This is a genomic window from Serratia sp. DFXYC6 (assembly GCF_057196085.1).
The window spans coordinates 125,788-152,772 of record NZ_JBXUNV010000001.1 but is presented as its reverse complement, the minus strand read 5'-3'; the positions used below and the strand labels follow the sequence as shown (position 1 = coordinate 152,772).

Below are 26,985 nucleotides of genomic sequence, written 5' to 3'. Positions count from 1 at the left end.
AGGTTAAGGCATTAGCCCATGCGGTAGTTCGGTGACTCTTTGGTGATGGTCACGTCGTGCACGTGGCTTTCCTGAATGCCGGCGCCGCTGATGCGCACGAACTCCGCCTTGGTGCGCAGATCGTCGATGGTGGCGCAGCCGGTCAGGCCCATGCAGGAGCGCAGGCCGCCCATCTGCTGGTGCACGATGGCTTTCAGCATGCCTTTATAGGCCACGCGGCCTTCGATACCTTCCGGCACCAGTTTGTCCGCGGCGTTATCGGTCTGGAAGTAACGGTCGGAAGAGCCTTTGGACATCGCGCCCAACGAGCCCATGCCGCGGTAAGATTTGAACGAACGGCCCTGATACAGCTCGATTTCGCCCGGAGATTCTTCGGTGCCCGCCAGCATGGAGCCAACCATCACGCAAGAGGCGCCCGCGGCGATCGCTTTGGCGATATCGCCGGAGAAGCGGATGCCGCCGTCGGCGATAACCGGAATGCCGGTGCCTTCCAGTGCTTCCACCGCGTCGGCGATGGCGGTGATCTGCGGCACGCCCACGCCGGTCACGATGCGGGTGGTGCAGATGGAGCCAGGGCCGATACCCACTTTCACCGCGCTCACGCCGGCTTCAGCCAGCGCTTTGGCGCCCGCGGCGGTCGCGACGTTGCCGCCGACGATCTGCAGATCCGGGTATTTGGCGCGGGTTTCGCGAATGCGCTGCAACACGCCTTCGGAGTGGCCGTGCGAGGAGTCGATCAGCAGCACGTCAACGCCTGCCGCCACCAACGCGTCGACGCGCTCTTCGTTGCCGGCGCCGGCGCCGACCGCCGCGCCCACGCGCAGACGGCCGTGCTCGTCTTTACAGGCGTTCGGCTTACGTTCCGCTTTCTGGAAGTCTTTAACGGTGATCATGCCCAGCAGGTGGAAGCTGTCGTCCACCACCAGCGCTTTTTCTACGCGCTTTTCGTGCATCTTCTGCAGCACCACGTCGCGCGCTTCACCTTCTTTCACGGTGACCAGGCGATCTTTCGGCGTCATCACCGCAGTGACCGGCTGGGTCAGATCGGTCACGAAACGCACGTCGCGGCCGGTGATGATGCCGACCAGCTCGTTGTCTTCGGTAACGACCGGATAACCGGCGAAGCCGTTGCGCGCGGTCAGCTCTTTCACTTCCTGCAGCGTGGTGGCCGGAGTAACGGTCTGCGGGTCGGTGACTACGCCGCTTTCATGTTTCTTCACGCGGCTGACTTCTTCAGCCTGGCGCTCGATGGACATGTTTTTGTGGATGAAGCCCAGGCCGCCTTCCTGCGCCAGCGCGATGGCCAGGCCGGATTCGGTAACGGTATCCATGGCTGCGGACAGCATAGGGATGTTCAGGCGGATGGTTTTGGTCAGTTGAGTGCCGAGCTCTGCGGTGTTAGGCAGAACCGTGGAGTGGGCTGGAACCAGGAGGACGTCGTCAAACGTCAGAGCTTCTTTAGCGATACGTAGCATGGGCAATATCTCACCAGGGTGGGCTGTGAAAAAGATAAAATATTGCCGCGGCATTATACAGAGCGGAATCGGTTGCCTCCAGCACTTTCTTACAAAAAGTCTTGATTACCTTTTTCAGCCATGTAGTATCGACCAATTAAGTGATTGTTTTGAAATTTGATCTGGGTCACATGTCGCTACCTGTTTCGCCTTCCATTTTTACCGTAAGCCGCCTCAATCAGACGGTTCGCCAACTGCTGGAAAGGGAAATGGGGCAGATTTGGCTCTCCGCCGAGATCTCCAACCTCTCCCAGCCCGCCTCCGGCCACTGGTATTTCACGCTGAAAGACGATCGCGCCCAGGTGCGCTGCGCGATGTTCCGCAACAGCAACCGCCGCGTCACCTTCCGGCCGCAAAACGGCCAACAGGTCCTGGTGCGCGCCAGCATCACTCTGTATGAACCGCGCGGCGACTACCAGCTGATCGCCGAGAGCATGCAGCCCGCCGGCGACGGCCTGCTGCAGCAACAGTTCGAGCAGCTGAAACAGCGCCTGAGCGCCGAAGGGCTGTTCGATCAGCAGTTCAAGCAGCCGCTGCCCGCGCCGGCCAAACGCGTCGGGGTGATCACCTCCGCCAGCGGCGCGGCGCTGCACGATATTCTGCAGGTGTTGCAGCGGCGCGATCCGTCGCTGCCGATCGTCATCTACCCCACCTCGGTGCAGGGCGCCGAAGCGCCGATGCAGATCGTGCGCGCCATCGAGGCCGCCAACCGCCGCGATGAATGCGACGTGCTGATCGTCGGCCGCGGCGGCGGTTCGCTGGAGGATCTGTGGAGCTTCAACGACGAACGCGTGGCGCGAGCGATCTTCGCCAGCCGCATTCCGATCGTCAGCGCCGTCGGCCATGAAACCGACGTCACCATCGCCGACTTCGTTGCCGACCTGCGCGCGCCGACCCCATCCGCCGCCGCCGAACTGGTGAGCCGCAATCAGCTTGAGCTGTTGCGCCAGCTGCAGTCGCAGCAGCAGCGGCTGGAGATGGCGATGGATTACTACCTGGCGCAGCGCCAGCAGCAGTTCACCCGCATTCACCACCGTTTACAGCAGCAGCATCCGCATCTGCGCCTGGCGCGTCAGCAGACGCTGCTGTTCAAGCTGCAGCGCCGGATGGAAGACGGCATGCAGCAACAGCTGCGCCTGGCCGCCCGCCGCAGCGAGCGCGCCCAGCAGCGGCTGGCGCAGGTGCAGCCGCAGGGCCGCATTCACCGCTACCAACAGCGCGTGCAGCAGCAGGAATACCGTCTGCAGCAGGCGATGGAGCGGCAGCTCAACGCCTACCGCCAGCGCTTCGGCGTGGCCTGCAGCCAGCTGGAGACCGTCAGCCCGCTGGCGACGCTGGCACGCGGCTACAGCGTGACGCAAACTCCGCGCGGCGAGCTGCTGAAAACCACCAAGCAGGCGCAGGTCGGCGAACTGCTGAAAACCCGCCTGCAGGATGGTTGGGTGGAAAGCGAGGTGAAAACCATCACCGTCGCTAAAAAGCCGCGCAAGAAGCGCGCGGCCGAGTAAGCCCTACTCCAGCGTAAAACGCTCGCCCGGTTCGCCGTTCACCCACAGCGCGCGCGTTTCGCCTTCCGGCAGGCTGAGCGTCAGCGTGCGCCAGGCCGGACGAAAACGCCCTTCCGTCGCGATGTCCAGCATGATGCGCTGATGGTCGCAGCGCATTTCCCAGCGCAGCCACAGCGCATCGCCCTGCCGCCAACCGTCGCTTTCGCCGTCGTCCTCAAACAACAGCCCGCTGCTCACGCCGCCCCCCTTGAGCGGAAACAGCCGCAGCTCGCGCCGATCGTCGGCGGCCACGTCCACATGCGCCAGCCGCTGCGACAGCGGCAGCGCCGCCCCGGCGCGCACCAGCAGCGGCAGACGCTCCAACGGCGCCGCCAGCGTCACCGTCTGCCCGCCGCCGAACCACTGGCCGCTGTAGAAGCAGTACCAGCCTTCGCCATTATCCGGCAGATATACCGAACGGCGACGTTGCCCCGGCTCCACCACGCTGGCCACCAGCAGATCGCGGCCGATCAGAAAATCGTCGTTTTCGCCAAAGGTGCGCGCATCCTGTTCGTGATCGAGAAAAGTCGGGCGCAGCATCGGCTCGTCGTCGGCGCAGGCCTGCCACAACAGGGTGTAGAAATACGGCAGCAGCCGGTAACGCAGGTTGATCGCCTCGCGCACCGCCGGGGTAGCGGCCGGGTACATCCAGGGCTCATTGACCGTGGCGTCGTCGTTCCAGGAGTGAATGGTGAAACGCGGATGCATCACGCCGTTTTGTACCCAGCGCACCAGCAGCTCCGCGTCCGGCTTGTCGCCGGAGAAGCCGCCGACGTCGTGACCGAGGTTATACAAGCCGGACAGGCTCATGCCCAGCCCCATGCGAATGTTGTAGCGCAGCGTCTGCCAACTGGTGCGGTTGTCGCCGCTCCAGGTCTGCACATAGCGCTGCATGCCGGCGCAGCCGGAGCGCGAGATCAGGTACGGGCGTTTCTGCGGCGCGAAGCGCTGCTGGGCCTCCATCGAGGCGCGCATCATCAGCAGCGGCATCACCGGGCGGATATGCTTGATGGCGATCGGCCACCCGAAGCCGTGACAGCGCGCTTCGCCATCCCACACTTCGTACTCGTTGTTGTCGTTCCAGGTGGAATCGATGCCCATCTCCAGCAGCTGTTGCGTGACGCCCTGCTGCCACCAGCGTACCGTCGCCGGGTTGGTGAAGTCGAGGTGCGATCCTTCATCGTCCCAGAAGCTGGAGCGTTCCGGCGCGTCGCTTTGCGAATCGCGGATAAACAGCCCCTGCGCCGCCACCTCTTGATACTGCGGATGATCCTGCAGCAGGCACGGCTTGATGTTGGCCGCCAGCCTGAGGCCGGCGTCGTGAAACGCCTGGCTGAGCAGCTTGGGCTGCGGCACCTTGTCGTAGTTCCAGTTGAACACGTAGCGTTTGTGGTTGATCGAGGTGTAGCCCGACGACAGCTGGAAGGAGTCGCAGGGAATGGCGTGCTGGCGGCACAGCGCAATGAACTGCTGCAGCTGCTGCTGGGCGTCCGGCGCGTCGGTATAATGCATGGTCGAGCCGCTGTAGCCCAGGCTCCACTTCGGCCCGAAGTGGGTGCGGCCGGTCAGGCGCGCGAAGGCCTTGGTGACGTCCAAAACCTTCGGCCCGAGGAACAGGTAGTAATCCAGATCGCCCGCTTCGGCCTGATAGCGGCGATAGGCCGCGTGGTAATTGTCGATCTCGTTGCCCAGATCCAGCCAGCAGCTGCTCAGGTTGTCATAGAACAGGCCGAAGCTCGCCTCCGGCCCGCGGGTGATGGTGAACGGAATGTGTTTGTACAGCGGATCGGTGCTGGCGGCGTTGTACCCCATGGCGTCCAGGTTGCGCATCTCGAAGCGGCGGCCGGTGCGTTCCAGATCGCCGGCTTTCTCCCCCAGGCCGTAATAGCGCTCATCGGCAAAACGCCGCTGGTAGTGCGCCACGCCGTCGCCGTGCGCATTGAGCAGGTAGGCGCTGGTCGGCCGATCCGCCGCCAGCGGCCGCCACTCGCCGGCGGCATTGCAATGCTCCCATTCCAACCACAGCGGCTGATGCACCGTCACGCGCAGCAGCGGCGTGCTGACCACCAGCCGATCGCTCTCCTGGCGCAGCTGATAGCCCGGCAGGCTGAAACCGGCGACGCTGAGCCGATCGCGCCCCTCCCAGGGCACATCCTCCTGCGGCGCGATGCTCCAGGTGCGATCCAGCGCCAGCTCGCCCTCACGTTTGATCAACACGCGGAACAGACCGTCTTCCAGCACGTACAGGCAGAAACGGTGGCGTTCATCGACCAGCAGCTCGACGTGGTGGGCATGCTGCGCCGCCAGCGTCCAATTTTTCAAGGTTTTCATACATATTCCACTTAGCTGTGTGAAGGGGTTTTCTTACCGCCGCGCTCGGCGATCAGGGCAATCAGGAACACAGCGCCGATCAGATCGAAGAAGCCCATGGCAATAAACAGCGGGTTGAAGCCGATGGTGTCGGATACCGCGCCGATCAGCAGCGTGAACAGGAAGCTGGCGATCCAGGCGCTGGAGCCGCGCATGCCGTTGACCGTCGCCATCTGGTTTTTATCGAACGACTCCACCACCAGCGCGCTGAGCATGCAGGAGATCACCTGATGGCCGAAACCGCCGATCGAGATCAGCGCGATCGCCACATAGGGATCTTGGGTGATCGCCACGAACGCCAGCGACACCATCAGGAAAGCGCCGGTCACCGAGCTGGCGACCACCGAGTTGACGCGGCTGCAGCCGAACCATTTGCGGTACAGAGTGGTGAGATAGCCGCTGGCGACGCTGCCGATATCCGCCGCCAGGAACGGCAGCCAGGCGAACATCGCGATCTGCTTCAGATCCATGCCGCGTTCGGTGGCCAGGTACAGCGGCACCCAGAAACTGAAGACCGCCCAGGCCGGCTCGGCGAGAAAGGCCGGGATGGCGATGCCGTAAAACTTCTTGTTCTTGCACAGGCTGGCCAGCGAAGTGAAAAACGGCAGCTTCGGCAACACCGGCTCGTTGTCTTCGCGGATCAGATCCAGCTCTTGCTGGCTGAGGTTCGGGTGCTGCTGCGGGGAGTGGTAGAACAGCCACCACAGCACGACCCAGATCAGCGCCAGCCCGCCGGAGAACAGGAACGCCCCCTGCCAGCCGAAGGAGACGTGAGCGATGACGATGATCGGCGGCGCCAGCATGGCGCCGATGGAGAAACCGACGCCCGCCCAGCCGGCGGCGATCGGCCGCTCCTTTTTCGGGAACCAGTCGGAGATCGCCTTGGCGTTGGCCGGGGTGGCCGCCGCCTCCGCGCCCCCCATGAAGAAGCGCAGAATGGCCAGTTGCAGCCAGCTGCCGGCGCCGGCGTGCAGCATGCATACCACCGCCCAAATGCCGGCGCAGATCAGAAAGCCCATCTTCAGGCCGATGACGTCGATCAGCCAGCCGCAGATCGGCTGGAACACCGTGTAGGCCAGCTGGAACGACGCCACCACCCAGGCATATTGCTCAGTGCTCATGTTCAGGCTGGTTTTCAGCTCCGGCGCCAGAATGCCCAGCGAGTTGCGGGTAATGTAGTTGACCGTGACGCCCAGCAAGAACAGCGCCAGCATCCACCAGCGCAGCGATTTGAACTTGCGTCGGCCGCTCTGCGCGACCGCCTGATTGATCTCCACACTCATCAGTTCTCTCCCCGCGGCCGCCTGTGACAGCGACGCGCGCATTGGTAAGGTACGTTGCGCTATCAAAAGGGGACGGTGAACACAGGCCAACGCTCGCATAACAGACCGGCAGTCCATCACAACCCCATGATTTATTTTTTGTTTTCTTTTTCGCACACCGTTAAAATTGGACTGACATGTCCCAAAATTGGTGTACCAATGCAGACTACTCAGCGATAGCGCACAGCGAAACGGGGTTTTTTGCAAAGATTTTCACAAGCGGGTGAAAAAATAGTCATAATGGCCGATAAATCCGGTCAAGACGCTGAAAATCCGCAGTGAAAATATTCTCATGGACGAATTTGAAGGAGATCACAAAATGAACGGAAAGCTGAAAATCCAGGAGATCGCCCGCCAAACCGGGCTGTCGATCAGCACCGTTTCCCGCGTGCTGGCCGGCAAGGCCAACACCAGCGCCGAGGCGCGCCGCAAGGTGCTGGACTGTGCGCAGCAAAACGGCATTCTGCAGGGCATTTCCAGCGGCCGGCTGATGCTGAACAACGTGATGGTGTTCGCGCCGCAGCGCGCGTTCGACGTGCGCACCGATATCTTCTACTACAAGGTCATTCAGGGCATTGCCGCCACGCTGATGGAGCACGAGGTGCGCATCCGCTACTGCGGGCTGGAAGAGCAGCGCAGCGACGGCGCGCTGTTTCTGGAAAAGATGAGCGATCCGCACACCGAAGCGGCGCTGATCATCGGCATCGACGACGAGCATATCCACACCCTGGCGGCCGATCTGCACAAACCTTGCGTGCTGATCAACTGCAGCGATCGGCAGATGCGGCTGGACAGCGTCTCGCCGGATCATCAGTTGATCGGTGATTACTCCGCCAGCTACCTGTTCCAGCAGGGGCACAGCCATATTCTCAACCTGCAGTGTCTGCGCCGCCACACCATGGAGCTGCGGCTGGCGGGCATCCGGCAAGCCTACGCCCGGCATCATCTGCCGTTCGACGACAGCCGACATCTGGTCACCACCTCCGGCTTCGGCAGCGAAGAGGCCGAGCAGGCGCTGACCACCTATCTCGATGGCATCCACGGCCACGCCCCGCTGCCGACGGCGATCCTGGCCGGCGGCGATTACATGGCGGTCGGGGCGGTCAAGGCGCTCAACAAGCGAGGGCTGAACGTGCCGGGCGACGTGTCGGTGATGAGCACCGACGGCTTCAACCTGGCGGAAATCCATGACGTGCCGCTGACCTCGGTGCAGGTGCCGCGCGACGAACTGGGTTACGAGGCGATCCAACTGCTGCAGCGGCGCATGCTGCGCGCCGACGCGCCGCCGTGCAATCTGCTGCTGCACGGCCGGCTGGCGGTACGCGCCTCGGTGCGGCGCATCAGCCCGCACAAGACTGCGCCGGCGGTGAGCACGCATGACCACAGGCTTTATGACGAGTAGGCTACACTTAGGCACAGTGCATTCATTCGATGAGGTAAAATTTTTGCCTAAGGAGAGCCACTATGCCAGCCCAGCGCATGCGTTCCGTCATTCCTCCCTACATGCTGCGCCGCATCATTGAACACGGCAACGCCCCGCAGCGCGACTGCGCGCTGCACACCCTGAACCACGTGCAAAGCCTGCTCGGCAACAAGCCGCTACGTTCACCGACCGAGAAAAACGCCCGAGCCGGCGAAGCGCTCCGCGATATCTACGACGCCCAGAACGGCACCCAACTGCCCGGCAAACAGGTGCGTAAAGAGGGCCAGCCCAGCAACCACGACGTGGCGGTGGACGAAGCCTACGACTACCTCGGCGTCACCTACGATTTCTTCTGGCAGGCCTACCGCCGCAACTCACTGGATAACCAGGGGCTGCCGCTGGTCGGCAGCGTACACTACGGCAAGGAGTACCAGAACGCTTTCTGGAACGGCCAGCAGATGGTGTTCGGCGACGGCGACGGCGAGATTTTCAACCGTTTCACCATCGCCATCGACGTGGTCGGCCACGAGCTGGCGCACGGCGTGACCGAGAGCGAAGCCGGGCTGATCTACTACCAGCAGTCCGGCGCGCTCAACGAATCGCTGTCCGACGTGTTCGGTTCGCTGGTCAAGCAGTTCCACCTGCAGCAAACCGCCGATAAAGCCGACTGGCTGATCGGCGCCGGGCTGCTTGCCGAGGGCATCAAAGGCAAAGGGCTGCGCTCGATGTCGGCGCCCGGCACCGCCTACGATGACCCGCTGCTGGGTAAAGACCCGCAGCCCGCCAGCATGCAGGATTATATCCAGACCAAGGAAGACAACGGCGGCGTGCACCTCAACTCCGGCATCCCCAACCGCGCCTTCTACCTGGCGGCGACGGCGCTGGGCGGCTTCGCCTGGGAGAAAGCCGGCTACGTCTGGTATGACACGGTATGCGACAAAGCGCTGCCGCAAAATGCCGATTTCGCCACCTTCGCCCGCGCCACGGTGAAACATGCGCAAGCGCGTTTCGACCAGAGCGTGGCGGACAAGGTGCAGCAAGCCTGGCATCAGGTGGGGGTGGAATAATGAAACCGCTGCCGACGCTCAATCAGGATACGGTCATTGAGCTGGCGCGCGAGGGAGGCTTCGCCTACATTCCCAAACTGGCGGGCCAGCGCCGCATCGCGCTGGCCGATATCACGCCGGAGCAGCGGCAGCGCCTGAATCAGCTGCTGAACCAGACGCTGCCTTATGCGCAGGAAGAAGGCCAGCCCAACTCCCCCGGCTGCGGCGACCAGCGCTACTACCGCATACAGATCAACTACACCAGCCCCACCCTGAGCACCGAGATCGTGCTGTTAATCCCGGAAAGCAGCGCGCCGCAGGCGCTGGTGGATCTGTGGAAAACCGGCCAGGTGGATGAGTGAGGGCTTACAGCGGCTGATAGCTGAAATTCACCCGCTTTTTGGAGATCAGCCCGTGCCCGTTCTGGCACAGGTAATCCACCGCCCCGCAGGCTTTCAATTCTTGCAGCGGCTGCCCGCACTCCGGGCAGCTCGCCAGCTGCCGATAATCGCGCTGACAGGCGGCACAATGGTAGTGACCCGCTACCCAATTCATGGTCTGACGACAGTGCGGACAGTGCGCGTCCATAACGACTCCCAGGTTAAATCGCGCCCCATGAGCGCAAAAAATAGATCCCCAACGCGGTGGTGAAGAACGAACCGACGGTGGTGATGGCGATAATATTGGCCGCCAGCGTGGCGTTGCCGCCCATGGCGCGCGTCATCACATAGCTGCCCGAAGCGGTCGGCGTGGCGGAAAACAGGAAGATAATGCCCAGCGCCGCGCCCTGGAACCCGCACAGCCAGCCGGCCAGCGTCATCAGGCACGGCACCAGAAACAGCTTGGCCGCCGACGACAGCGCCGCCACGTTGGACGAACGGAACATGGCGCGAAAATCCAGGCTGGCTCCGGTGCAAAGCAGCGCCAGCGGCAGCGACAGCGCGGAGATATAGCTGCCGGTTTGGCGGATCACGGCCGGGATCCCCAGCCCGGTTTGCGCATACGCCAGCCCGCACACCAGACCGATGATCAGCGGGTTGGTGACGATGCTGCGCAGCAGCGACAGGTGGCTGATTTTCTTGCCCTGCCCGCCCTGCAGACTGCGCGTGAGGGTGATGACCGACAGTATGTTGAACAGGATCACCGTCACCGTCAGGTACAGCGAGGCGAGCGCAATGCCTTCGCTGCCATAGGCGGTCATGGCGTAGGCCAGGCCGACGATGGCGGTATTGGCGCGGAAGCCGCCCTGCACGAACACCCCGCGCTCACGCGGTTCTTTCACCAACCACTTGGCCGCCAGCTCCAAAAGCAGGAAGGTCGCCAGCGTGCCGACCGCGCCGAACAGCACCAGCGGCAGGTTGCCGAGCAGCTGCGGATGGTTGGTGGCAATGCTGAAAAACAGCAGGCATGGCAGCGCCAGATTGAACACCAGGCGGGTCGCACCGTCGACGAAGCGGTCATCCATCAGGCGCCAATGGCGCAGCAGGATCCCCAGCAGCATCATCAGCAGATTCGGCACGGTGACGTTAAACGCAAAACTCCAGGTTTCCCAGGACATGGTGTTCCTTCAGGCAGGCGAGGTAATCTTCAGATAATAAAACGATTTCGGGCCAATAAAAAAGGGCGCGGCATCACTGCCGCGCCCCTCATAAGCGATTACTTGCTCTTTTTCAGGTGGCTCATCAGGCGCTTGCGCTTACGCATCTGGGTTGGCGTCAGCAGATTGCGTTTGCCGGCGAACGGGTTGTCACCCTCTTTGAACTGGATGCGGATCGGCGTCCCCATCACATTCAGCGAGCGGCGGAAGTAGTTCATCAGATAGCGTTTGTACGAATCGGCCAGATCGCTGACCTGGTTGCCGTGGATCACCACGATCGGCGGGTTGTAACCGCCGGCATGGGCATATTTCAGCTTCACGCGGCGGCCGCGCACCAACGGCGGCTGGTGATCGTCAACCGCCATCTGCATGATTTTGGTCAGCATCGAGGTGTTTACGCGGCGGGTTGCGCACTCGTAGGCTTCCTGTACCGATTCGAACAGGTTGCCGACGCCGCTGCCGTGCAGGGCGGAAATGAAGTGCACGCGCGCGAAGTCGACGAAGCCCAGACGCAGATCGAGCATCTCTTTCACGTGCTCGCGATCTTCTTCGCTCATGCCGTCCCACTTGTTGACCGCAATCACCAGTGAGCGCCCACTATTGAGGATAAAGCCGAGCAGAGAGAGATCCTGATCGGAAATGCCTTCACGCGCGTCGATCACCAGCAGCACCACGTTGGCGTCTTCAATCGCCTGCAGGGTCTTGATCACCGAGAATTTCTCGACGGTTTCGGTCACCTTGCCGCGTTTGCGCACCCCGGCGGTGTCGATCAGCACGTATTCGCGTTCGTCGCGCACCATCGGAATGTAGATGCTGTCGCGGGTGGTGCCCGGCATGTCATACACCACCACGCGCTCCTCGCCGAGGATGCGGTTAGTGAGCGTAGACTTACCGACGTTCGGGCGGCCGACGATCGCCAGCTTGATCGGCAGATCCTGCGGATTGAACGCTTCTTCCGGCTCTTCGTCTTCTTCGCCTTCCAGCGTTTCGCCGTTTTGCTCGGCCCAGTAAGCGGCGTTGGCCTCTTCCTCGGTCAGCTCGACGTCTTCCGGTTTTTCCGGCACGAACGGCACCAGCACGTGTTCAATCAGCTGGGTCACGCCGCGGCCGTGAGAAGCGGCGATAGCGAACACTTCACCCAGACCGAGCGAGTAGAAATCGGCGGTGGCGGTGTCCGGATCCAGACCGTCGGTTTTGTTGGCCACCAGGAAGGTCGCCTTCTGGCGGCTGCGCAGGTGCTGGGCAATGCCCTGATCCGCCGGCATCAGGCCGGCGCGGGCGTCGACCATGAACAGCACGATGTCCGCTTCTTCGATCGCCAGCAGCGACTGACCGGCCATGCGCGTTTCGACGCCGTCTTCGGTGCCGTCAATGCCGCCGGTATCGACGATGATGAATTCATTGCCTTCGATTTCAGCACGACCATACTTGCGGTCACGCGTCAGCCCCGGGAAATCCGCCACCAGCGCATCACGCGTATGGGTTAAACGGTTGAACAAGGTGGATTTACCCACATTCGGGCGCCCGACCAGCGCGACGACAGGTATCATTGTTGAAGCCTCATTACTTAATAATCAATGCGTTACTGCACTGTGGATAGACACCAGCGGTGCAGCTTATAAAATACGAAACGGCCCCTGAACACTCAGGAGCCGTTTTCCCCTTCATCTTTCGCGCCACAGCGGCGTTGTCTGCGCACCCTCGCCTCGGTCACTCAGTTCACTGAGCTCCCGAGGACTCATGCGCTTGCCGCCTGGCTGCAACCCGAAAGCTTTCGGGTGCAAGAAGGGTCACGACGAGCGGCGTTAGCGGGTGAAAGCGTAAACTTTCCCGCCGCGAGCCTGGATGATCAGCTTGTCGCTGGCCACCATCGGCGCAGACAGGAAGCCGGAGCTGTCCACTTCCTGCTGGGCGACAAAACGGCCATCGGTGGTGTTGATCCAGTGCAGATAACCTTCGGCGTCACCGGTCACCAGATAACCATTATACATCACCGGCGGCGTCAGGTTACGGTGCAGCAGATCGCTCTGCGTCCACACGGTCACGCCGCCTTCGGTGCTGAGCGCCACTACGCGGTCGTTCTGATCGATCAGGTAGATGCGGCCCGCGTCGACGATGAAATCATTCACCGAACCCAGCTCGCGTTTCCAGATAATCTGGCCGGAACGCAGATCCAGCGCCGTCAGGTTGCCGTTGTAACCCAGCGCGTAGACCACGCCGTCAACGATCACCGGCGTGGTGTCCACGTCGTTCAGACGATCGATTTCGGTCGCGCCGCTCGGCTGAGAAATACGCTGTTGCCAGATAATCTGGCCCTGCTGCATCAGCACCGCACTGACGCGGCCGTTGTCACCGCCGACGATGGCGGCGCCAAAAGCGACGGCCGGCGCGGATTCACCGCGCAGCGACAGCGAAGGCATGTCCAGGTTAACCGTCCACTTCACCGCGCCGTCGGCTTCGTTCAGCGCCTGCAGCATGCCGTTGGAGGTGTGCACCAACACCATGCCGTCGCTGACAACCGGACGGGAGATCGCTTCGCCGGCCACTTTGGTCTGCCAGGCGATGGCGCCGTCGGCGGTGTTCAATGCGTAAACCACCGCTTTTTCGCTGCCGACGTAAACCTTGTCGCCCGCAACCGTCAGGCCGCCCGACAGCAGCGCAGACAGGTTGCTGGAGAAGAAGCCGGTCTTCTCGGAGAGATTGACCTTCCACTTCTCGTTGCCGCTGTCGGCGTCCATCGCTTTCACGATGCCAAAGCGATCGGCGGCGTAAATGGTGCTGTCCTGATAGGCCGGGCGCAGGTGGGAGTAATACTCACCGATACCGTCGCCCACCGAGGTGCTCCACGCCTTGCTCGGCGTAAACTGATTTTCAACTTTCGGCAACGGCGACATGGTAACCACGTCTTCTTCGCTGTTAAACAGCGAGCAACCACTCAGCAAGGCAGCGGAAACCAGTCCGACCAAGAGTGTTTTACGCAATTGCATGGGAATTCCCCTTAGCTGGACAAGTTATTCAATTTCATGCGCAGCAGAACCTGCAGCGCCTGAGAAGCATTGGACTCAATGCCTTTGCTGTAAGCTTCGCGCGCGCCCTTGGCGTCGCCCTTGGCCAGCAATACATCGCCGCGCACATCCTGCATCATCGCCGCCCAGCCTTCGCCTTTCACGCCATCCAGCGTTTTCAGCGCTTCATCCAGCTTTTTCTCCTGCAGCTGGACGCGCGCCAGACGCAGGTTGATCATCGCCAACAGGTTGTCGTCTTTGGTCTGGCCCTGCGCCAGCGCCAGCTGCTGCTGCGCCTTGGCGAAATCATTCTGTTCGACAAAGTGCTTGGCCAACTGCAGCGCGGCCAGTACGCCGTAGCTGTTGCCGTTGGCCTGGACAAATTTCTCTGCGGCAGCCACGTCATCCGGCTTGCCGGCCGCCAGACGATCGCTGGCTTCCTGATAGGATTGCGATGCCGCCATCATGTTGGAGTTTTCATGGCTCTGCCAATAACGCCAGCCAACCAGGGCACCAATTCCGAGCACCACGCCCACCGCCAGCGCTTTGCCGTTCTCGGCAAAGAACCGACGCAGTGCGTCGACTTGTTCGTTTTCAGTGGTATAGACTTCCACGGTGTCCTTCTCCTTAACCTAACATCAAAGCCAGACGCGCAGCGACTTCGCTTTGCGCCAGCGTTTCTTGTTCACCACTGCGCAGGTCTTTCACCACCACCTGCTGCGCCGCCACTTCGCTCTCACCCAGGATCAGCGCGATGCGCGCGCCCCATTTGTCCGCACGGGTGATCTGCTTCTTGAAGTTGCCGCCGCCGTAATTGGTCATCAGCTTCAGCTGCGGCGCCGCGTCGCGCACCTGTTCAGCCAGCCGCATTGCCGCACTCTGGGTGCCCGCGCCGGAAGAAATGACGTACACGTCGATAGCCGACGGCGCCTTGAATTCCGGGTTGACCGCCTGCACCAGCAGCACCAGACGCTCCAGGCCCATGGCGAAACCGACCGCCGGGGTGGCGCGGCCGCCCAGTTGCTCGACCAGGCCGTCGTAACGGCCGCCCGCGCAGACGGTGCCCTGCGCGCCCAGGCTGGTGGTCACCCACTCAAACACGGTGCGGTTGTAGTAATCCAGACCGCGCACCAGGCGCTCGTTAACGGTATATGGGATACCTGCCTGCGCCAAAAGTTCACACAGACCGGCGAAGTGAGCACGGGATTCTTCATCCAGGTACTCGGACAGGCGCGGCGCGTCGTTCAGCAGCGCCTGCACCTCAGGATTTTTGGAGTCCAGCACGCGCAGCGGGTTGCTGTACATGCGGCGTTTGCAGTCTTCGTCCAGCACCTCGACGTGCTGCTCCAGGAACGCCACCAGCGCGTCGCGGTAGTTGGCGCGCGCCTCCAGCGAACCGATGGAGTTCAGCTCCAGCGTGACGTGCTCGGCGATGCCCAGCGCTTTCCACCAGCGGGCGGTCAGCAGGATCAGCTCGGCGTCGATATCCGGGCCTTGCAGGCCGAACACTTCCGCGCCCAGCTGATGGAACTGACGGTAACGCCCCTTCTGCGGGCGCTCGTAGCGGAACATCGGGCCGATGTACCACAGACGCTGTTCCTGATTGTACAGCAGACCATGTTCGATGCCGGCGCGCACGCAGCCGGCCGTCCCTTCCGGACGCAGCGTCAGGCTTTCGCCGTTGCGGTCTTCGAAGGTATACATCTCTTTTTCCACGACGTCGGTCACTTCGCCGATCGCGCGTTTGAATAACGGGGTCTGCTCTACAATCGGCAACCGGATTTCGCTGTAACCGTAGCCGCCCAGCACCTGCTTGAGGGTGCCTTCAATACGCTGCCATAATGCCGTTTCTTCCGGCAGGTAGTCGTTCATGCCGCGAATGGCTTGAATGTTCTTTGCCACGTGAGTTCTCTGTCCGTTGTCTGTAAAAATGAACCCGATTATAGGGACTTTGCCGCCCGGTATTCAACGCGGATGCGGTTTTCTGCCCTTCAGGCTCATAAACAAGCGGGCCAACAGGCCCGCCGTGTAGCGATAACGCTTATTTTTCCAGCAGGTTGACCGTGATGCGTTTGCTTTCGTCCATCATCGCGGCCTTGGCGCGAATTTTCGCTTCCAGCTGGTCGATCATCTGTTCGTTGTCGAAACGCTCTTTCTGGCGCACGCCGTCTTCATAGAAGCCGCTCTTCTTGTGGCCGCCGGTTACGCCCATGGTGGACACCAGCGCTTCGCCCGGGCCGTTCACCACGCAGCCGATGATCGAAACGTCCATCGGCGTGATGATGTCTTCCAGGCGCTGCTCCAGCGCGTTCACCGTGCCGATCACGTCGAACTCCTGACGCGAGCAGGTCGGGCAGGCGATGAAGTTGATGCCGCGCGCGCGGATGCGCAGCGACTTCAGGATGTCGAAACCGACCTTCACCTCTTCGACCGGATCCGCCGCCAGCGAGATGCGCAGGGTATCGCCGATGCCTTCAGACAGCAGCATGCCCAGGCCGATGGCCGATTTGACCGACCCGCTGCGCGCGCCGCCGGCTTCGGTGATGCCCAGGTGCAGCGGCTGATCGATGCGCGACGCCAGCAAGCGGTAGGATTGCACCGCCAGGAACACGTCCGACGCCTTGACGCTGACCTTAAACTGGTCGAAGTTGAGGCGATCGAGGATGTCGACGTGGCGCATGGCGGATTCCAGCAGCGCTTCCGGCGTAGGTTCGCCGTACTTTTCCTGCAGGTCTTTTTCCAGCGAGCCGCCGTTGACGCCGATGCGAATCGGGATGTTCTTGTCACGGGCGCAGTCCACCACCGAGCGAATGCGCGATTCGTTGCCGATGTTGCCCGGGTTGATGCGCAGGCAGTCTACGCCATATTCGGCCACCTGCAGTGCGATGCGATAATCGAAGTGGATATCGGCGACCAGCGGCACGTTGACCTGCTGCTTGATCAGTTTGAACGCCTCGGCGGCGTCCATGGTTGGAACCGAAACGCGGACGATGTCGACGCCCACGCGCTCCAGCGCTTTGATCTGATTAACCGTTGCTTCAACATCGGTGGTACGGGTGTTGGTCATCGACTGCACGGCAATCGGCGCGCCATCACCAATAGGCACCTTGCCGACGTAAATGCGTGTAGATTTTCGACGGTTGATGGGCGCTTGGTTATGCATTACTTACTCTCCATTGCTGCTCTGACATCACGACCGGTGCCGCGCGATTACTGCGCGGCGACGGTCAGGCGAGCAACACGGTTTGACTTAACGAACCGGCTTAAATCAACCGGTTTACCCTGATACTGGATCTGAACTGCCGCCGGCGCACCGATGGTCAGTTTATACGGCGCAGTGCCGGTCAGGTTCAGCTTGCCGCCTTGCTTCTGGGTGCCGCTGAACAGCGTTTTACCGCTCGCGTCGGTCACCTGCAGCCAGCAGTCGGCGGAGAAATCCATCACCAGCGCGTTCGGATCGGCCGCCGGCGCAGCCACGCCCGCATCGGCGGTCGGCAACGGCGCTTGCGCCGCCGGCGCGGTTTCCGGCAGGGTGGTCTGGCTTGGCGACACCACGGCAGGCTGCTGCTGAGCCGCGCTCGGCGCCTGGGCGGTCGCCGCCGGCGCCTGAGCCGCTGCGCCGGTATCGGCCGGCGCGGCGCTGTTGTCGGTCAACGGCACGTTGGTGCCGGCGTCGGCATTGCCGTCGGTCAGCGGCACGGACTGCCCTTCGTTATTCTGTGAAAGCTGCGCCGAGGATTGATCGGCCATGGTGGCGATCTCTTCCTGCTGCGCCTTGTGGTTTTGCCACCACCAGGCGCCGGTAAGGCCGATCACCACGAACACGATAAGCCAGGTGAAGCTCATCAGCCAGCCGTCGCGTTTCTTGCGACGCTTGCCCAGCGAGAAACTTTGCATCGGCGCCACTTTCGCCATCTTCAACGGCGCCTGCTTGGCCAACATCGGCAGCAGTTCGTCTTCCGGCAGATGCACCAGCTTGGCGTAGGAACGGATGTAGCCGCGCACGAAGGTGGACGCGAGGTCAGCGGACACGCTGTCTTCCTCGATATCGCGCACGGTGGACATTTTGAGACACAGGCGTTCTGCAACGGTCTGTTGGCTCAGCCCGAGTTGCTCACGGGCCTGACGCAGGCGCTGGCCCGTCGTCATGGATACGGTTTTATCTTGGGAGGCTTCAGTATTCATTAGCTAAGAACTGCTGGTACTGTTTGGATTGTGGAAAACTTCGCGCTAGCTGCTTGCCATAGCGTTGAACGCTATCCTGGCGGCCGGCTAACGCGGCGAAACGAATCTGTAACCATAAGCTGCTGGCGCTGGCCGGCAGAACATGCTGATAAACATCCAATAAAAGTTGCGACTGGGCGCGCTTCCCTTCTCCAAATTGCTTTTCGGCCTCCGCCAGCAGCGGAGTGCCTTTGTCCGGATCGACTTTCAGCGCGCGGCTCAACAGCGTGCGCGCTTCGTCGTTTTGTCCGGCCTTGAGAAAACAGTAACCTGCGTTTTCCAGGCTGTCGGCGACCTGGCCATAATCGGGCGCCAGCGCCGCAGCGCTAAACTGCTGTTGCGCCGGTACATACTGCCCTAAACCGCAAAGAAACGCACCGTAATTATTCAGTACGGTGCCATTGCCCGGCGCAAGTTTGAGCGCTTGCCGATAACGCTGTTCGGCCTCGGCGTTTTCACCGCTGCGCTGCGCGTAGAGCGCCATGCCCAACTGCGTGCGGTAATCCTGCGGGGCCGCGTCCAGCGCCTTTTCCAGGTTCTGGCGCGCGGCGTCCATGTCGCCTTGCTGCAGGTACTCCAGCCCCAGCTGCAGGCGCGTCTGGCCCGCCTCAGAGACCTGTGCTTCCTTTTCCGGCGCTGAACCGGAACACCCGGCCAACAACCCGGCCGCCAGCCACATACCCCACAGTTTCAGCTTCATGCCCGCATTCATTTCCTTATCGGCCGTCAGCTAACGCCCGCCAGCGACACGCTTTCGCATAACAGGCTGTTAGATAACAAAAAATGGTGCTATAGGATTCAGACCGCCCGTACGTTGATAGGTTCCCCGGCCATTTTCTTCTTCAGGGTACGCTTGGTACGGTCGATCACTTCACCCGCCAGTTGCCCGCAGGCGGCGTCGATATCGTCACCACGGGTTTTACGAACAATAGTCGTAAAGCCGTATTCCATCAACACCTTGGAGAAACGATCCACCCGGCTGTTGGAGCTGCGGCCGTACGGAGCGCCCGGGAACGGGTTCCATGGGATCAGGTTGATCTTGCACGGCGTATCTTTCAGCACTTCCGCCAGCTGATGCGCGTCGTCGGTGCTGTCGTTGATATGATCCAGCATCACGTACTCGACGGTAACGCGGCCCTGGTTGGCGTTGGATTTCTCCAGGTAGCGACGCACCGCGGACAGGAAGGTCTCGATGTTGTACTTGCGGTTGATCGGCACGATCTCATCGCGGATGGTGTCGTTCGGTGCGTGCAGCGAAATGGCCAGCGCCACGTCGATCATGTCGCCCAGCTTGTCCAGCGCCGGCACCACGCCGGAGGTAGACAGGGTCACGCGGCGTTTGGACAGGCCAAAGCCGAAATCGTCCAGCATGATTTCCATCGCCGGCACCACGTTGTTCAGGTTGAGCAGCGGCTCGCCCATGCCCATCATCACCACGTTGGTGATCGGGCGTTGGCCGGTCACCTTCAGCGCGCCGATGATCTTCGCCGCGCGCCACACCTGGCCGATGATTTCCGACACGCGCAGGTTGCGGTTGAAGCCCTGCTGCGCCGTCGAACAGAATTTGCACTCCAGCGCGCAGCCTACCTGCGAGGAGACGCACAGCGTCGCGCGGTCGGCTTCCGGGATATACACGGTTTCGACCTGCTGATCGCCCACCTTGATCGCCCACTTGATGGTGCCGTCGGCCGAACGCTGTTCTTCCGCCACTTCCGGCGCGCGGATTTCCGCTACGCGCTGCAGCTTGCCGCGCAGGACTTTGTTGATGTCGGTCATCTGCTCGAAATCGTCGCAGCAGTAGTGGTAAATCCACTTCATCACCTGATCGGCGCGGAACGGTTTTTCGCCCATTTCGGCGAAGAACTCGCGCATTTGCTGGCGGTTCAGATCCAGCAGGTTGATTTTGGCCGCAGCCGGTTGCTCCACGTTAACGGAGGGGGTAGTCAGCGAATTATTTTCAGACACGGTGTGCTCGGACGTGATGGGTTCTAACATAATGATCTCTGGCCTCGTTATTACACGTTATGGCGCTAAAGAATGGAAAGTAAGTTGTGCATTTCAGCCCGCATGATTCGGGTGGCGGCACTAAAAACACGCCCCTGACAAGTCGTCTTATCAGGGGCGCGGCATTGTACAAATTTTAGTAGCGGGTTTCTATGGCTGAAAGGCATTCAGGGCATTTTTATTGTTTCAGCCGGTGAATACCTGGTTATCAGCAACGGCACGATTAACGTGCGCAGATTTCGCTTTCGTTGAAGAAGTAAGCGATTTCACGCTGTGCGGATTCAACGGAGTCGGAACCGTGAACGGCGTTAGCGGTGAAGCTGTCCGCGTAGTCGGCGCGCAGGGTGCCGGCCAGTGCGTTGTCCGGGTTGGTTGCGCCCATGATGTCGCGGTTGCGCTGCACGGCGTTTTCAGATTCCAGAACCTGCACCATGATTGGGCCGGAGGTCATGAACTCAACCAGACCGTCGAAGAATGGGCGGCCTTTGTGCTCAGCGTAGAAGCCTTCAGCTTGCTCGCGAGTCAGACGCAGCATTTTAGCGGCGATGATTTTGAAACCGGCGCGCTCGAAACGCGCGTAGATAGCGCCGATGTCGTTGTTGGCTACAGCGTTTGGTTTAACGATGGAAAAGGTACGTTCTACGGTCATGATGGCCTCTGTATGACTTCCAAAACAGGCCGGTCTGCAATGTTGCCGGCCTTCTCAAGTGGCGCAGATTATATGTGCGCCGTTAACGCTTGCCTACGGGAAAATCAACATTTCATTAAAAAAATATGATCTTCATTCGCCACTTTCAGCGGCGCACCGACGTTATTGGGTCTTGTCGGTAGACGGGATCACATTGCGCAGCCAACTGCCCCAGCGGCGCTGATAAAACGGCTGCGTATGGGCGATCAGGTAGTGGCTGATGCCCCGCTCTTTCTCCGATACCAGGCAGAAATCCACCGGTTCGTCATTCGGCGCCGTTTCGCTGGCGACGCTGCCGGCCTCGTTGATCAACGCCTCGATCTCCGCCGGCTCGGCATCCACTTCCAGCCCGATCAGCAGATTCGGCTTCTCGTCCGCCGCCTGGTCGTGCATCAGCGCCAGAAACGCGCGGCGCACCGGCTTGCGCTGGCTGAACAGCGTGGTCAGCGCATCCACCATCGCCGACGGATACTCTTCGGGCTGCCCCAGCAGGATTTGGGTCTCTTTGTCGACGTAATGCTCCACCGGTTTGACAACGCCGCCGGTCGCCAGCAGCATCGCCACCTCTTCCGGGTAGAACTCTTTGCCGTATTCCGCCTTCGGGTTGAGGAACAGATCCGCGCCCTGGGTGATTTCAAACAGCACCCGCGCCGGCATGGCGATGAACGGCTGTTCATCCTCAACGGCCTTCTGCAGCGCTTCCAGCGAGGTGAAGAACGGAATAATGCTGCCGCCGTCCTGTTTTTCCCAATGCTGGATATTGACCGGCGTATCCGCGTTCAGCGTAATGTCGCCGTCCTGCTGCACCTGCTCGCTGTCGCCGAGGATCAGCACCGTGGCCTCGAGCAGTTCACGGAAGAACGCCGGGCGGTGGGCCGGCTCCGTCACCGCCAGCTTCAACAGGCGTTCAAGTTCGTTCTCGCTCGGGGCGGCATCGTGATGATGGGCACTCATGGCAAACTCCAGGGATCAAATAGCGAGGCCCAGCATGCTGGGCCCCGAAGATAATGCGCATTCTAGCGCCCGACGCGGCGGGCGTTCAATTATTTGGCTTTGCTCAGCAACAGGTTGGCCAGGGTGCGCACGCCCAAACCGGTCGCGCCGGCCGACCACTGATCCACCGCGCCTTTGCGGTAGGTGGCGGAGCAGTCGATGTGCAGCCAGCCCTGTTGGTAATTCTTGACGAAGTGCGACAGGAAGGCCGCCGCAGTGCTGGCGCCGGCGGTGTAGGCCGGGCCGGCCACGTTGTTCAGCTCGGCGAAGTTGGACGGCAGCTGGCTGCGATGGAACTCGGCCAGCGGCAGACGCCAGAACGGCTCTTGCTCGGCGGCGGCGCTGCTCAGCAGCTCCTGCGCCAGCGCATCGTCGAAGCTGAACAGCGCGTGGTAGTCGTTGCCTACCGCCGTTTTCGCCGCGCCGGTCAGGGTGGCGCAGTCGATAATCAGCTGCGGGTTCTGCTCAGAAGCGTCGATCAGGCCGTCGGCCAGCACCAGGCGCCCTTCCGCATCGGTGTTCATCACCTCAACGGTTTTGCCGTTGCGGTAGCGAATGATGTCACCCAGTTTGAAGGCGTTGCCGCTGACCATGTTGTCGGCGCAGCACAGGTACAGCTTCACGCGCTGCTTCAGGCCGCGCGCCGCCGCCAGCGCCAGGGCGCCGGTGATAGTGGCCGCGCCGCCCATGTCGGATTTCATCGAATCCATAAAGGCGCTTTGCTTCAGGCTGTAGCCGCCGCTGTCGAAGGTGATGCCCTTGCCGACCAGGCATGCGAACACCGGCGCATCCGGGTTGCCGGTCGGGTTGAAGTCCAATGCCAGCAGCACCGGCGGGCGCTCGGAGCCGCGGCCGACGGTGTGGATGCCGGCATAGTTCTGCTCGCGCAGATCTTCGCCCTTGGTGATGCGGTAGCTGACGGCATCGCAGCCGACGTCGCACATCAGATCGACGGCGCGGGTCGCCAATTGCTCCGGCCCCAGCTCTTCCGCCGGCATGTTGATGGTGTCGCGCACCCAGTCGACGATCTTCAGGCGCTTATCCAGTTCCTGACGCGCGGCTTCCGGCAGCTCGGCCCATTCGACGTTGCGCTGCCCTTTCGGCCCGCGATAGCCTTGCCAGAACGCCCAGCTGTTTTCCAAATCCCAACCGTCGCCGGCCAGCTTGACGTTTTTGATGCCCTGGCCATCAATTTTGCGGCCCGCGCGCTGGATCGCGCCCAGCTTGTCGGCGCCGGTCAGGTGAATGGTCATCCCTTCGCCGTTGGTGCTCAGCAGCGCTTTCTCGCCCCAGCGGGCGTCGGCAGGTTGTTGCGACAGCGTGACCTGCATGAATTCTGTTGTCATAGCCTTCTTACTCCGGATTATTCTTTTATTAATCTTGTCGGATACAAAATAAACGGGCCGCCCATGGCAGCCCGTTACGCTATTTACTCCGCTTCATCTAACCAGACCAGCAGGATCGCTTCCAGTATTTTTTCGTTGGAAGCCTGCGGATCGTCATCGAACTCTTCCAGATCGCAGATCCACTGATGCATGTCGGTAAAACGCACGGTTTTCGGATCGGTGTCCGGGTATTGGTCGTACAGGGCTTCGCCGATTTCACGGCTGTCGGTCCACTTCAGTCCCATTATGATCTCCGGGTTGACGCTGCGGCTAACAATTAATGCTCACGCGCGTGATTGACGGTGTAGCGCGGCATTTCGACCACCAGATCTTCGTCGGCGACCAGCGCCTGGCAGCTCAGACGGCTTTCCGGCTCCAGCCCCCACGCTTTGTCCAGCATGTCGTCTTCCAGCTCGCTGCTCTCTTCCAGCGAATCGAAGCCTTCACGCACGATGCAGTGGCAGGTGGTGCAGGCGCAGGATTTCTCGCAGGCGTGCTCGATTTCAATGCCGTTGCGCAGCGCAACGTTGAGGATCGACTCCCCTTTTTCGGCTTCCAGAACCGCCCCTTCCGGGCAAAGATCTTGATGGGGCAGGAAAACAATTTTAGGCATGGTTAAACCTCATCCACAGAATGGCCAGCCAGCGCGCGGCGAATGGAAGCGTCCATGCGGCGCGCGGCAAAATCTTGCGTTTGTGCATCTAATGTTTTGATGGCGTCTTCGATAGCGGCGGGATCTTCACCCTGCGCCGCCAGCTGCAACGCCTGGGTCGCGGCGGCGATCGCCTGGCTTTCCGCCTCGCTCAGCAGCGCGGCGTCGGTGGCCAGCGCGCCCTGCAGGCTTTCCAGCACCCGCGCAGCTTCCACGCGTTGCTCCGCCAGCTTGCGCGCGCCCACGTCGCTTTGCGCATTGGCCATCGAATCCTTGATCATGCCGGCGATTTCACTGTCCGACAGGCCATACGACGGCTTGACCTGGATCGAGGCTTCAACGCCGGTGGATTTCTCCATCGCGGTGACGCTCAGCAGGCCGTCGGCATCCACCTGGAAGGTGACGCGAATGTGCGCGCCCCCGGCAGGCAGCGGCGGCAGGCCGCGCAGCGTAAAGCGCGCCAGCGAACGGCAATCCTGCACCAGCTCGCGCTCGCCCTGCAGCACGTGGATCATCATCGCGCTCTGGCCGTCTTTAAAGGTGGTGAACTCCTGCGCGCGCGCCACCGGGATAGTGGTGTTGCGCGGGATCACTTTCTCCACCAGGCCGCCCATGGTTTCGAGGCCCAGCGACAGCGGGATCACGTCCAGCAGCAGCATATCGCTGTCCGGCTTGTTGCCCACCAGGATGTCGGCCTGGATCGCGGCGCCGATGGCGACCACTTTATCCGGATCGATCGACGTCAGCGGCGTGCGGCCGAAGAAGGCGCCCACTTGCTCACGCACCAACGGCACGCGGGTGGAACCGCCGACCATCACCACTTCCAGCACCTCGTCGGCGGCGACGCCGGCGTCTTTCAGCGCCCGGCGGCAAGCCATCAGCGTGCGTTTCACCAACGGAGCGATCAGCGCTTCAAACTGGGCGCGGGTCACCTCGCCCTGCCAGCCGGCCACCTCGACGCGCACGCTGTCGGCATCGCTCAACGCGATTTTGGCGGCGATGGCGGCATCCAGCAGTTGACGCTGCACGCCGTGGTCGCTGCGATCGGCCACGCCGGCCTGCTCGCGCAGCCAGTCGGCCAACAGATGATCGAAGTCGTCGCCGCCCAGCGCGGAATCGCCGCCGGTGGCCAGCACTTCGAACACGCCGCGGCTGAGGCGCAGAATGGAGATATCAAAGGTGCCGCCGCCCAGATCGTAAACCGCGATCACCCCTTCCTGGCCGGAATCCAGCCCGTAGGCGATCGCCGCCGCGGTCGGTTCGTTCAACAGGCGCAGAACGTGCAAGCCGGCCAGACGCGCTGCGTCTTTGGTGCCCTGGCGCTGCGCGTCGTCGAAGTAGGCGGGAACGGTGATCACCACGCCATCCAGCTCGCCTTCCAGCGCCGCTTGCGCGCGCGCGGACAGGGCCCGCAGGATATCAGCGGAGACACCGACCGGGTTAACCGGGCCGGCGGCGGTGACGATCAGCGGCAGGCCGTTGTCGCTGGCCTGAAATTGATACGGCAGGTTCGGGTAACGTTGCTGCACATCCGCCAACGAGCGGCCCATCATGCGTTTGATGGAGCTGACGGTATTGGCCGGATCCTGCGCCGCCTGTTGGCGCGCCTCCCAGCCGACGCGCTGCGCGTCCGCCTGATAATGCACCACCGAAGGCAGCAAATGGCGCCCCTGTTCGTCGGCCAGCGTTTCCGCCTGCCCGCTGCGCACCGTGGCGACCAACGAGTTGGTGGTGCCTAAGTCGATGCCGGCGGCCAAGCGTCGCTGGTGCGGCGCGGCGCTGAGGCCAGGCTCACTAATTTGTAATAAGGCCATGTTGAAGCTTCCACAATCAGAATCAGAAGGTGTTACTCAAAACCCAGCAGTTTTTCTTCGAGTTGTTCAACCTGTTGCTGGAGTTTGTCCAAAAAGCGCAGCTTGCGCACGGTGTCGGCGGCGTCCGCCCACTGCTCACTGTCCAACTGCTGCAGCATCAGCGCGCTGCGCTGTTTGATGGAGACGGCCAGCCGCGCGCCGAAATCGGCCAGCAGGCTTTCCGCCTCCGGCTTGCGCTCAATGGCGTCGAGCTCTTCGCGCAGTTCCAGCTGTTCCATCAGGAACGCGGTGTCGCGCATCGTATGCTGTTCGTTGCCCAGATCGAAGCCGTGCAAAGATAGCATATACTCCGCGCGTTTTAACGGGTGCTTCAGCGCCTGGTAGGCTTCGTTGATGGTCGCCGCCTGCTGCAACGCCATCAGGCGTTCGCGCTCCGGCTGGTTGGCGAAACGATCGGGGTGGAATTGGCGTTGCAGATCCTGGAAGCGGGACGCAAGCAGGCTGCCGTCCACGGTGTAGCGAACTGGCAGCCCGAATAAAGTAAAGTAATCCATAGCGTGCTCTGGGCGTTAGCGGATGAAGTTCCCCCGCCGAAACGGGGGAGCACGATGGACTGTCAGACGTTGAAACTCTCGCCGCAGCCGCACTCGCTTGAGACGTTCGGGTTGTTGAACTTGAAGCCTTCGTTCAGGCCTTCCTTAACGAAATCAAGCTCGGTGCCGTCAAGGTAGACCAGGCTCTTGCCGTCGATGATCACCTTGATGCCTTTGTCTTCAAACACGATGTCGTCATCGTTGGCTTCGTCAACAAATTCCAGCACGTACGCCATCCCGGAGCAGCCGGAAGTTCGCACTCCCAGACGCAGGCCGAGACCTTTGCCGCGGTTCGTCAAAAACGCCTGAACACGCTGCGCAGCGCTGTCGCTCATGGTAATAGACATCACAACCTCACACTTCACATCAAAGCCCGGCGCGGCCGGGCCGACTCAGACAAATTACTTGGCGCTATGCTTGCTCTTATAGTCGGCAATCGCTGCTTTGATGGCGTCTTCAGCCAGGATCGAGCAGTGAATTTTGACCGGCGGCAATTCCAGCTCTTCGGCGATCTGGGTGTTTTTGATCGCTTCAGCCTGATCCAGCGACTTGCCTTTCATCCATTCGGTCACCAGCGAGCTGGAGGCGATGGCGGAACCGCAGCCGTAAGTTTTAAAGCGCGCGTCTTCGATGATGCCTTCATCGTTAACCTTGATTTGCAGCTTCATCACGTCGCCGCAAGCCGGCGCCCCTACCATGCCGCTGCCGACGGTAGGATCTTCGTTGTCGAAAGAACCCACGTTGCGCGGGTTTTCATAATGATCGATTACTTTTTCGCTGTAAGCCATGACCTTGCTCCTGAAACCTG

At 61.5% G+C, this 26,985-nt stretch carries 26 protein-coding genes; 4 read left to right on the top strand and 22 right to left on the bottom strand.

Going from position 1 to position 26,985, the window contains the following annotated elements; genetic code table 11:
• Window positions 1-11: 11 nt before the first annotated feature.
• Window positions 12-1,475 (bottom strand): IMP dehydrogenase, encoded by a 1,464-nt coding sequence (guaB, locus tag AC2CGQ_RS00765; protein ID WP_004941460.1) that lies wholly within the window; start codon window positions 1,473-1,475, stop codon window positions 12-14.
• A 170-nt stretch (window positions 1,476-1,645) separates the two neighbouring features.
• Between guaB and xseA the strand changes: the two genes are divergently transcribed.
• Entirely contained in the window at window positions 1,646-3,022 is a 1,377-nt protein-coding gene (xseA, locus tag AC2CGQ_RS00760; protein WP_004941456.1) for an exodeoxyribonuclease VII large subunit, read from the top strand.
• A 3-nt stretch (window positions 3,023-3,025) separates the two neighbouring features.
• On the opposite strand, the gene AC2CGQ_RS00755 is transcribed toward xseA, so the two are convergent.
• Together AC2CGQ_RS00755 and AC2CGQ_RS00750 are read right to left on the bottom strand one after the other, a co-directional pair.
• The gene (locus AC2CGQ_RS00755) at window positions 3,026-5,392 is read right to left on the bottom strand and encodes a glycoside hydrolase family 31 protein (RefSeq protein WP_484593389.1); all 2,367 of its coding nucleotides are present in this window, start codon (window positions 5,390-5,392) and stop codon (window positions 3,026-3,028) included.
• Window positions 5,393-5,403: 11 nt separating this feature from the next.
• Window positions 5,404-6,714, bottom strand: a complete 1,311-nt coding sequence (locus AC2CGQ_RS00750; protein WP_015378771.1) for an MFS transporter — start codon at window positions 6,712-6,714, stop codon at window positions 5,404-5,406.
• A 358-nt stretch (window positions 6,715-7,072) separates the two neighbouring features.
• On the opposite strand from AC2CGQ_RS00750, the gene AC2CGQ_RS00745 reads away from it, so the two are divergent.
• The 3 genes from AC2CGQ_RS00745 (at window position 7,073) to AC2CGQ_RS00735 (ending at window position 9,584) form a co-directional block, all read left to right on the top strand.
• Window positions 7,073-8,155: a LacI family DNA-binding transcriptional regulator gene (locus tag AC2CGQ_RS00745; RefSeq protein WP_484593388.1), complete on the top strand. Its 1,083-nt coding sequence runs from the start codon at window positions 7,073-7,075 to the stop codon at window positions 8,153-8,155.
• A gap of 62 nt (window positions 8,156-8,217) precedes the next feature.
• A complete protein-coding gene (locus AC2CGQ_RS00740) occupies window positions 8,218-9,243 on the top strand; it encodes a M4 family metallopeptidase (protein WP_103086168.1) in 1,026 nt (341 codons plus the stop codon).
• Window positions 9,243-9,584 (top strand): protealysin inhibitor emfourin, encoded by a 342-nt coding sequence (locus tag AC2CGQ_RS00735; protein ID WP_004941448.1) that lies wholly within the window; start codon window positions 9,243-9,245, stop codon window positions 9,582-9,584. The genes AC2CGQ_RS00740 and AC2CGQ_RS00735 overlap by 1 nt, the downstream gene beginning before the upstream one ends.
• Before the next feature lie 4 nt (window positions 9,585-9,588).
• Here AC2CGQ_RS00735 and AC2CGQ_RS00730 read toward each other — a convergent pair whose 3' ends face one another.
• From AC2CGQ_RS00730 to iscU, 19 genes are all read right to left on the bottom strand, one after another.
• On the bottom strand, window positions 9,589-9,810 hold the full coding sequence (locus AC2CGQ_RS00730) for a zinc ribbon domain-containing protein (RefSeq protein ID WP_004941446.1): 222 nt from the start codon (window positions 9,808-9,810) through the stop codon (window positions 9,589-9,591).
• A gap of 13 nt (window positions 9,811-9,823) precedes the next feature.
• A complete protein-coding gene (locus AC2CGQ_RS00725; protein ID WP_166445324.1) occupies window positions 9,824-10,780 on the bottom strand; it encodes an AEC family transporter in 957 nt (318 codons plus the stop codon).
• Window positions 10,781-10,878: 98 nt separating this feature from the next.
• Window positions 10,879-12,369 (bottom strand): ribosome biogenesis GTPase Der, encoded by a 1,491-nt coding sequence (gene der / locus AC2CGQ_RS00720; protein WP_004941442.1) that lies wholly within the window; start codon window positions 12,367-12,369, stop codon window positions 10,879-10,881.
• 255 nt (window positions 12,370-12,624) lie between these two features.
• Window positions 12,625-13,806, bottom strand: coding sequence for an outer membrane protein assembly factor BamB (gene bamB, locus AC2CGQ_RS00715; protein ID WP_004941440.1), 1,182 nt, complete (start codon window positions 13,804-13,806; stop codon window positions 12,625-12,627).
• A gap of 11 nt (window positions 13,807-13,817) precedes the next feature.
• Complete coding sequence (locus tag AC2CGQ_RS00710) at window positions 13,818-14,438, bottom strand: YfgM family protein (protein ID WP_082997540.1); 621 nt, start codon at window positions 14,436-14,438, stop codon at window positions 13,818-13,820.
• A 13-nt stretch (window positions 14,439-14,451) separates the two neighbouring features.
• On the bottom strand, window positions 14,452-15,726 hold the full coding sequence (hisS, locus tag AC2CGQ_RS00705) for a histidine--tRNA ligase (RefSeq protein WP_004941437.1): 1,275 nt from the start codon (window positions 15,724-15,726) through the stop codon (window positions 14,452-14,454).
• A gap of 139 nt (window positions 15,727-15,865) precedes the next feature.
• Window positions 15,866-16,987, bottom strand: coding sequence for a flavodoxin-dependent (E)-4-hydroxy-3-methylbut-2-enyl-diphosphate synthase (ispG, locus tag AC2CGQ_RS00700; protein WP_004941434.1), 1,122 nt, complete (start codon window positions 16,985-16,987; stop codon window positions 15,866-15,868).
• A 47-nt stretch (window positions 16,988-17,034) separates the two neighbouring features.
• On the bottom strand, window positions 17,035-18,009 hold the full coding sequence (gene rodZ / locus AC2CGQ_RS00695; RefSeq protein ID WP_004941432.1) for a cytoskeleton protein RodZ: 975 nt from the start codon (window positions 18,007-18,009) through the stop codon (window positions 17,035-17,037).
• Window positions 17,999-18,748, bottom strand: a complete 750-nt coding sequence (pilW, locus tag AC2CGQ_RS00690) for a type IV pilus biogenesis/stability protein PilW (RefSeq protein WP_044031999.1) — start codon at window positions 18,746-18,748, stop codon at window positions 17,999-18,001. Before pilW ends, rodZ begins: the two co-directional genes overlap by 11 nt.
• A gap of 98 nt (window positions 18,749-18,846) precedes the next feature.
• Complete coding sequence (rlmN, locus tag AC2CGQ_RS00685) at window positions 18,847-20,043, bottom strand: dual-specificity RNA methyltransferase RlmN (RefSeq protein ID WP_004941426.1); 1,197 nt, start codon at window positions 20,041-20,043, stop codon at window positions 18,847-18,849.
• 232 nt (window positions 20,044-20,275) lie between these two features.
• The gene (gene ndk, locus AC2CGQ_RS00680; protein ID WP_004941424.1) at window positions 20,276-20,701 is read right to left on the bottom strand and encodes a nucleoside-diphosphate kinase; all 426 of its coding nucleotides are present in this window, start codon (window positions 20,699-20,701) and stop codon (window positions 20,276-20,278) included.
• Between the two features lie 162 nt (window positions 20,702-20,863).
• Entirely contained in the window at window positions 20,864-21,694 is an 831-nt protein-coding gene (gene sseB, locus AC2CGQ_RS00675) for an enhanced serine sensitivity protein SseB (protein ID WP_015378777.1), read from the bottom strand.
• Between the two features lie 89 nt (window positions 21,695-21,783).
• Window positions 21,784-23,079 carry an aminopeptidase PepB gene (pepB, locus tag AC2CGQ_RS00670; RefSeq protein ID WP_046897753.1) on the bottom strand — a complete coding sequence of 432 codons (1,296 nt, stop codon included), beginning with the start codon at window positions 23,077-23,079 and terminating at the stop codon, window positions 21,784-21,786.
• Between the two features lie 83 nt (window positions 23,080-23,162).
• Window positions 23,163-23,363 carry a Fe-S cluster assembly protein IscX gene (gene iscX, locus AC2CGQ_RS00665; RefSeq protein WP_006327336.1) on the bottom strand — a complete coding sequence of 67 codons (201 nt, stop codon included), beginning with the start codon at window positions 23,361-23,363 and terminating at the stop codon, window positions 23,163-23,165.
• 32 nt (window positions 23,364-23,395) lie between these two features.
• Window positions 23,396-23,731: an ISC system 2Fe-2S type ferredoxin gene (gene fdx / locus AC2CGQ_RS00660; protein WP_004941417.1), complete on the bottom strand. Its 336-nt coding sequence runs from the start codon at window positions 23,729-23,731 to the stop codon at window positions 23,396-23,398.
• Window positions 23,732-23,733: 2 nt separating this feature from the next.
• A complete protein-coding gene (gene hscA, locus AC2CGQ_RS00655; RefSeq protein WP_088381857.1) occupies window positions 23,734-25,584 on the bottom strand; it encodes a Fe-S protein assembly chaperone HscA in 1,851 nt (616 codons plus the stop codon).
• Between the two features lie 32 nt (window positions 25,585-25,616).
• Window positions 25,617-26,138: a co-chaperone HscB gene (gene hscB / locus AC2CGQ_RS00650; protein ID WP_004941412.1), complete on the bottom strand. Its 522-nt coding sequence runs from the start codon at window positions 26,136-26,138 to the stop codon at window positions 25,617-25,619.
• A gap of 62 nt (window positions 26,139-26,200) precedes the next feature.
• A complete protein-coding gene (gene iscA / locus AC2CGQ_RS00645) occupies window positions 26,201-26,524 on the bottom strand; it encodes an iron-sulfur cluster assembly protein IscA (protein ID WP_004941410.1) in 324 nt (107 codons plus the stop codon).
• 54 nt (window positions 26,525-26,578) lie between these two features.
• The gene (iscU, locus tag AC2CGQ_RS00640; protein WP_004941408.1) at window positions 26,579-26,965 is read right to left on the bottom strand and encodes a Fe-S cluster assembly scaffold IscU; all 387 of its coding nucleotides are present in this window, start codon (window positions 26,963-26,965) and stop codon (window positions 26,579-26,581) included.
• Window positions 26,966-26,985 lie beyond the last annotated feature (20 nt).